Origin of the sequence: Micromonospora sp. NPDC051296 (assembly GCF_040682255.1) — a bacterium.
Taxonomy (GTDB): Bacteria; Actinomycetota; Actinomycetes; order Mycobacteriales; family Micromonosporaceae; genus Micromonospora; species Micromonospora craterilacus.
The window spans coordinates 1-6,756 of record NZ_JBFBAO010000371.1; the positions used below are offsets into that span (position 1 = coordinate 1).

Annotated in this window: 5 protein-coding genes and 1 pseudogene; 3 read left to right on the plus strand and 3 right to left on the minus strand. The window is 72.0% G+C overall.

Annotated elements, in window-relative coordinates:
- Positions 1 to 1,082: pseudogene (locus AB0M52_RS28215) on the minus strand (zinc carboxypeptidase); the annotation flags it as partial.
- Between the two features lie 318 nt (positions 1,083 to 1,400).
- On the opposite strand from AB0M52_RS28215, the gene AB0M52_RS28220 reads away from it, so the two are divergent.
- From AB0M52_RS28220 to AB0M52_RS28230, 3 genes are all read left to right on the plus strand, one after another.
- The gene (locus tag AB0M52_RS28220; RefSeq protein WP_363959858.1) at positions 1,401 to 1,718 is read left to right on the plus strand and encodes a hypothetical protein; all 318 of its coding nucleotides are present in this window, start codon (positions 1,401 to 1,403) and stop codon (positions 1,716 to 1,718) included.
- A 127-nt stretch (positions 1,719 to 1,845) separates the two neighbouring features.
- Complete coding sequence (locus AB0M52_RS28225; RefSeq protein ID WP_363959861.1) at positions 1,846 to 2,325, plus strand: hypothetical protein; 480 nt, start codon at positions 1,846 to 1,848, stop codon at positions 2,323 to 2,325.
- 77 nt (positions 2,326 to 2,402) lie between these two features.
- A complete protein-coding gene (locus AB0M52_RS28230; RefSeq protein WP_363959863.1) occupies positions 2,403 to 3,575 on the plus strand; it encodes an MFS transporter in 1,173 nt (390 codons plus the stop codon).
- Positions 3,576 to 3,641: 66 nt separating this feature from the next.
- On the opposite strand, the gene AB0M52_RS28235 is transcribed toward AB0M52_RS28230, so the two are convergent.
- A complete protein-coding gene (locus AB0M52_RS28235; protein WP_363959866.1) occupies positions 3,642 to 4,454 on the minus strand; it encodes an SAM-dependent methyltransferase in 813 nt (270 codons plus the stop codon).
- A 162-nt stretch (positions 4,455 to 4,616) separates the two neighbouring features.
- A complete protein-coding gene (gene htpG, locus AB0M52_RS28240) occupies positions 4,617 to 6,530 on the minus strand; it encodes a molecular chaperone HtpG (RefSeq protein ID WP_363959869.1) in 1,914 nt (637 codons plus the stop codon).
- Positions 6,531 to 6,756 lie beyond the last annotated feature (226 nt).

Genomic DNA, 6,756 nt, shown 5'->3' on the forward strand with positions numbered 1-6,756 from the left:
CCGGTGACGGTCACCGTCAGGGGCGCATCGGCCACGCCGGGGTTGGCCAGCTCGACCGAGACGTTGTTGCCGCCCTCGTGACCCCAGGCCAGCGAGTCCACCCCGACCCGGCTGGCGTTGGCGGTGCCGAGCACGGCCTGCGCCTTGCGCCGGTAACCGTTGGTCTTGTACGGCAGCTCGACGATCTCGGAGATGTTCGGGTACTGCGCGGCCAGGGCCTTGATCCGGTCGTACAGCTCGGTCGGCGTGAGGTAGCTGCCGACGAAGTCCTTCTGGTAGCCCGGACCCTCCGGGTTCGTGTCGGGGATCGGCAGCCACTCGTTCACCTTGGCCACCGCAACGTCACCGGTGGGGCTGGTGATCCGCACGTAGTCGGGACGGCTGGTCACAGTCGCCGCGCCCCGGTGGTACATGTAGACGCCGGCGTCGACGAAGCGGGTGATGTTCTGGGTACCGCCGGAACCGATCTCGGTGCCCGGCCCGCTGTCCCGCTCGACGGTGAGCGCGTTGGTGGCCGTCTGGCCCTGCGCCCATTTCGCCTCCACCGACAGCACCTGGTTCTCACCGGAGGTGTAGTAGTCGGCACGAATGATCTTGACGTCGGAGACTGTGGACTGGGCCGAGAACGTAGCCGCCGCGGCGAACTCCTGGTTGTCCGCCAGGTGTGCGGCGATGGTCGCCTCGCGCTCGTCGATCCGGGCCTCGGCGTCGGCCGGGGTGTGCAGGACCTCGCCGAAGGTGAAGCCGGCCTGGGTCAGCGTGGCGACCTCGTTGCCGGTCACCACGGCGTGCACGACGATGCCGTCATCGGTGTGGTCGACGTGGTGGTCGAGGTCGACGCCGGTGGCCACCAGCGCGTCCAGCTCGGCGTTGTCGGCCAGCAGCACCTCGACCACGTTGACCGCCTCGTCGGCGAGTCGGCCGAGGTCGGCGGGGGTTTCGGTGGGGGCGCTGGGTGCGGTGGCCTGCGGCACGACGGCCGCCGCCGGGCTGACCATCAGCAGCACGGCCGTGCCGGCCGCCAGCGCCGCAGACGCGGGTAGCCGGCGTCGCCACCGGCTACGGGTACGGAATTCGGACATGAGGCTGTCGCCCCTTCTCGGCGTGCGGCGCGGACGGGTACGCGCGGCTCGCCTCGGCTGCCCTCAGCTCCGTGGACAACCATGACAACGCGCGCTGCGCTCGACGCTGCCCGCATCGCCGTTACGCAGCGTCGCGCATCTGGTAGACCAAGAGTGAATGATCTAGGTGCCGCATATCCTTCGCCCGTAGATGTCGATCTGTCAATCAACGGCGAGTGACGCCGCCCACCTCGCCCCAACCCGCCCCGGAAAGAGTGTTTGACCTGCATGCAGACTGGAGACCAGAAGCGTGCAGCTCGAAGCGAGGGGGGATCACGCGTGTCTGAGAACGCCGACCGGTCCAGCCACACCACCCACCGACCCACCGAGGTCACCGACCCGCTGCTGTGGCGGCTCGCCCTGGACGTCGCCGACGCCCACGCGCCGGCCGAGGGCGGCGGTTGCGCCCACCTGCTCTGCGCCGGCCAGGCCTGGCCCTGCGCCCCCTGGCAGCGGGCCCAGCGGGCGCTCAGCCTGGCCCAGGGTGGCCCGGCGGACGAGCCGCCGGCACCCACCGCCGAGCAGTGGGGCGGCTGGCAGGGCACGGTGTCCGGCTGGGCTCCGGAGCAGTCCCGCCGCGGATCTGCCGCCGCCTGACCCGCAGGCCCCGTCCACGCGCCTCACCCGCCGGACGGATGCCGGCCGCCGCCGACCCGCTGGACGACTCGGTCAACCGGCTGACCGGTGGATCAGGCCGCCACCTTTGTCAATGTAGCGTTGACACGTGCGTGACACGCTGCGCCGGCTGGCCGGGATCCCGGCCGCGCGCGACGAGCTGGACGAGAACGAGCTGGATCTCATCGACCGGGCCCGGCAGGCCGGCGCGAGCTGGTCGCAGGTCGCCGACGCCCTCGGGCTGGGCAGCCGGCAGGCCGCCGAACAGCGCCGCCAGCGCCTGGCCGCCGCGCGCCGGTCCCGCCGGGCGGAGTCCGACCGGCACTGGCCGACCGAGGTCGCCGGGCTCCGCGCCCGGCTCGCCGAGTTGCAGCGGTGGATCGACGCCGACCGGCGCTGGGACGCGCGGTTCCCCCGGGCCGCGCTGATCCGCCGCACCACGGCACTCGCCCTGGAGGCGGAGCCCGGCGGCCTGTACGACCTGGCCGGGCACGTCGCCGCCGACCTCGCCGCGACCGGCCCCGGGCTACCGATTCCGGTACGCACCGTCGCCCGCGACCTCTCCGCCGCTTTGTCAACGCACCATTGACAACCCTCCTCCGCCATTGCCTCCAGCAGACTCAGGCTTGAGGCTGTGAGTCACCTCGACTCAACCTTGGAGGGCCCGTGCGGCGCAACGCGACCCTGTTCGTGGCGATCTCCCTACTGTCCGGCTTCGGCAGCAGCGCGATGTCCCTGGTCGCCGGCATCTGGATCCTCGACCTCACCGGCTCCCCCGGCCGCGCCGCCCTCGCCGGGCTCTGCGTCTACGCGCCCACACTCGCCGGCCCGTGGCTCGGCGCCCTGGTCGACCGGGTGCCCCGGCGACCACTCGTCGTCGCGGCCAACCTCGCGCTCGCGGCCACCCTGCCGAGCCTGCTCGCGGTCCGCGGCCCCGACCAGGTGTGGCTGATCTACGCCGTCGCCGCCGCCTACGGCGTCAGCTACCTGCTGATCGACGCCGGCGAGACCGCGCTGCTGCCCGCCGCGCTGCCGGCCGCCGAACTCGGACACGTCAACGGCTGGCGCTCCAGCGCCCAGGAGGGCATGAAGCTGGTCGCCCCGCTGGCCGGCGCCGGCCTGTACGCCTGGCAGGGCGGCCACCTGGTGGCCCTGGTCAGCGCGGCCGTGCCGATCCTGGTGGCCGCCCTCTACCTGGCGCTGCGGCTGACCGCCCCGCCGGCCGGCACCACCCCGGGCCGCCCTCCCAAGGGTGTGCGGGCCGGCCTCACCGCGCTGCTCGGGCATCCGGTGCTGCGAGTGTGCGTGGCCCTGGCGGCGGTGGCGATCGCGATGTCGGGCTTCACCACCGCCGCCGGGTACGCGATCGTCATCGACGACCTCGGTCTGCCGGCCACGTTCCTCGGCGTGCTGCTCAGCGCACAGGGCGGCGGGTCCATCGTCGCCGGTGCCGTCGTCGGCCGGCTCATCGCCCGGCGAGGGCCGCTCGCCGTGGCCGCCGCCGGCACCGCACTGTTCGCCGCGAGTTGCCTGGTCCGCTGCGTACCCTGGTGGCCCGCCGTGCTCGCGGCCTCGGTGGCCGCCGGCGCCGGCCTGGTGTCGGCCCTCGTCGCGGCGGTGACGGCAGTGCAGACACAGACCCCGGACGCGTTGCTGGGCCGGGTCGGCGCCACCGCCAACATGGTGATGTTCGGCCCGATCGCCCTGGCGAATCCGCTCGGTGCCGCCGCCGTCGGGTGGGGCGGCCGTCCGCCGCTCGTCGCCGCCGCGCTGGCCTGCCTCGGCGCGTGCGCGCTGGCCTACCGCACCGCCACCGCCCCGGTCACGGCGCGGGCGTAGGGCGGCCCGGCCGATCATGTCGAGCCGGGGCGACCTCCCGGCAGCAGGTTCGGACCGGCCCGCGGTTCAGGCGGTCTTTCGGGCGACGACCGCGTACTCGGAGGCGGGTGTGGTGTCGTTGCCGTCCGGACGCCACTGCGAACAGGTGACCAGGCCCGGTGCGACGATGTCGAGGCCGTCGACGAACCGGGCGATCTCCTGCGGGGTGCGCACCGACATCGCCGCACCGCCACCGGCCTGCCACATCTGGATCGCCCGGTCGACCGCCTCGGGGTTGACCTCCCGGGTCGGGTGGGAGATGACCAGATAGCCACCGACGGGCAGTTCCTCGACCAGACGCCGGACGATCCGGGCGACCTCGGCGTCGTCGGTGATGAAGTTCAGGACGCCCAGCAGCATGACCGCCACCGGCCGGGTGAAGTCCAGAGTGCGGCGGGCCTCGGCGAGAATCAGCTCCGGGTCGCGCAGATCCGCCTCGATGTAGTCGGTGGCGCCCTCCGGGTGACTGGTCAGCAACGCCCGCGCGTGGACCAGCACCATCGGGTCGTTGTCGACGTAGACGATGCGGGAGTCGGAGGCGGTCGCCTGGGCCACCTCGTGGGTGTTGTTCGCGGTGGGCAGCCCGGTGCCGATGTCGAGGAACTGCCGCACGCCCGCCTCGCCGGCGAGGTGCCGCACCGCCCGACCGAGGAACTCGCGGTTGAACCGGGCCGACTGCACCAGTTCCGGCATCAGGGCCAGCACCTGCTCGGCGGCCTCCCGGTCGGCGGCGAAGTTGTCCTTGCCACCGAGAAGGTAGTTCCACAGTCGGGCTGAGTGCGGCACGTTGGTGTCCAGCACGCCCGACGTGGCGGCGCTGAGCGAGGAAGCGTCGGTCATCGGGTTCCCTGAGGTGGTGGTGGGCTTGGGCTGCGGCTGGAGGGTGCGTCCAGACAGGACGGTAACATCCGGTCGCGTTCCGGTGGGTCCCACCGGATCATCCACCGACCACCACCCGAGCGGCGGGTGACGGGCTCGGGAGCCGCCACCCGCCACTACCGGTCAGAGGGTACGGGCGAGCCGGTCGGCGAGGATCCGGGCGAACCGGGACGGGTCGGCCAGGTCGCCGCCCTCGGCGAGCAGGGCCATGCCGTACAGCAGCTCGGCGGTCTCCGCCAGCGACGCCTCGGTGCCGCCCTGCTCGTGCGCCTTGCGCAGGCCGGCGACGAGCGGGTGGCCCGGGTTGACCTCCAGGATCCGCTTGACCTTCGGCACCTCGTGGCCCATCGCCCGGTACATCTTCTCCAGGGTCGGGGTGAGGTCGTGGGCGTCGCCGACCACGCAGGCCGGTGAGGTGGTCAGCCGGGTTGACAGCCGGACCTCCTTGACGGAGTCGGTGAGCACGCCGCCCATCCAGCCGAGCAGGTCGGCGTACTCGGTACGCTGCCGCTCCCGCTCGGCCTCGGCCTCGGTCCGCTCCTCCTCGGTGTCCAGGTCGACCTGGCCCTTGGCGACCGAGCGCAGGGTCCGCCCGTCGTAGCTGCCCACCTGCTCCACCCAGACCTCGTCGACCGGGTCGGTGAGCAGCAGCACCTCGTAGCCCTTGGCGCGGAACGCCTCCATGTGCGGGGAGTTCTCGATGGTGGCGCGGTTCTCGCCGGTGGCGTAGTAGATGTCGGTCTGGCCGTCCTTCATCCGGCCGACGTAGCCGGCCAGGTCGGTCAGCTCGGCCTGATCGTGGGTGGAGGCGACCGACAGGATCTCCAGCAGGGTGTCCCGGTTGTCGGTGTCGTCGATCAGGCCCTCCTTGACCGCGGGGCCGAACTCGGCCCAGAAGGTGCGGTACCGCTCCGGCTGGCCGGTCTTGAGTTCCTTGACGGTGGCGAGAACCTTCTTGACCAGGCGGCGGCGCACGGCCCGGATCTGCCGGTCCTGCTGGAGGATCTCCCGGGAGATGTTCAGCGACAGATCGTGAGCGTCCACCACACCCTTGACGAAGCGCAGGTAGTTGGGCATGAGCGCGTCGCAGTCGTCCATGATGAAGACGCGCTTGACGTAGAGCTGCACGCCACGGCGCCCCTGCGGAGAGAACAGGTCCAGCGGCGCGTGCGAGGGAATGAACAGCAGCGCCTCGTACTCGAAGGTTCCCTCGCCCCGCATGTGGATGGTTTCGAGGGGGTCCGCCCAGTCGTGGCTGACGTGCTTGTAGAACTCGTGGTACTCGGCCGGCTCGACCTCGCCGCGCGGGCGGGCCCACAGCGCCTTCATCGAGTTGAGCGTCACCGTCTCGGTGCTGGTCTCGTCGCCCTCGCCGGTCCGCTGCACGGCCATCCGGATCGGGTGGGCGATGAAGTCGGAGTACCGCTTGACGATCTCGCGGATGGTCCACTCGGCGGTGTAGTCGTGCAGGTTGTCCTCGGCGTCGACCGGCTTGAGGTGCAGGGTCACCGCCGTGCCCTGGGGTGCGTCGTCGAGCGGGGCGACGGTGTAGGTGCCCGCGCCGTCGGACTCCCAGCGGGTGCCGCCGGTCTCACCGGCCCGGCGGGTGACCAGCTCGACCCGGTCGGCGACCATGAACGCGGCGTAGAAACCGACGCCGAACTGGCCGATCAGCTCCTGCGACGCGCCGGCGTCCTTGGCCTCGCGCAGCTGGCGCAGCAGCTCGGCGGTGCCGGACTTGGCGATCGTGCCGATGACCGAGACGACCTCGTCGCGGGTCATGCCGATGCCGTTGTCCCGCACGGTCAGGGTACGGGCCTCCCGGTCCACCTCGATGGCGACGTGCAGGTCGCCGGTGTCGACGGTCAGATCCTTGTCGACCAGCGCCGCCAGGCGCAGCTTGTCCAGCGCGTCGGAGGCGTTCGAGATCAGCTCGCGGAGGAAGACGTCCTTGTTGGAGTAGATCGAGTGGACCATCAGCTGAAGCAGCTGACGCGCCTCGGCCTGAAACTCCAACGTCTCGGTCTGGTCGTTCACACGATGTCCTTTCGGTCCTCGCCAGCCACGACGGTTTGCGGAAAGAATACGAGCCGTCGCGGTCCGCGTGCGCCGGGCGGTCCACCTCCGCCGTGACCGCGCCGCCGCCGGTCGGCCCCCGCACGACGCCGGGTCCCGGTGCAGCCGGTCCCGGTCGCCGGCGCGGACGCCGCGTACCACCCGGCGCAGCAACTCCTGGGAGTCGGCGATCCGTTCGTCGGGTTCC

Excerpts from the sequence above, each read along its gene's own strand:
- AB0M52_RS28235 (WP_363959866.1), bottom strand. The coding sequence starts at position 4,454 with ATGACCGACGCTTCCTCGCTCAGCGCCGCCACGTCGGGCGTGCTGGAC.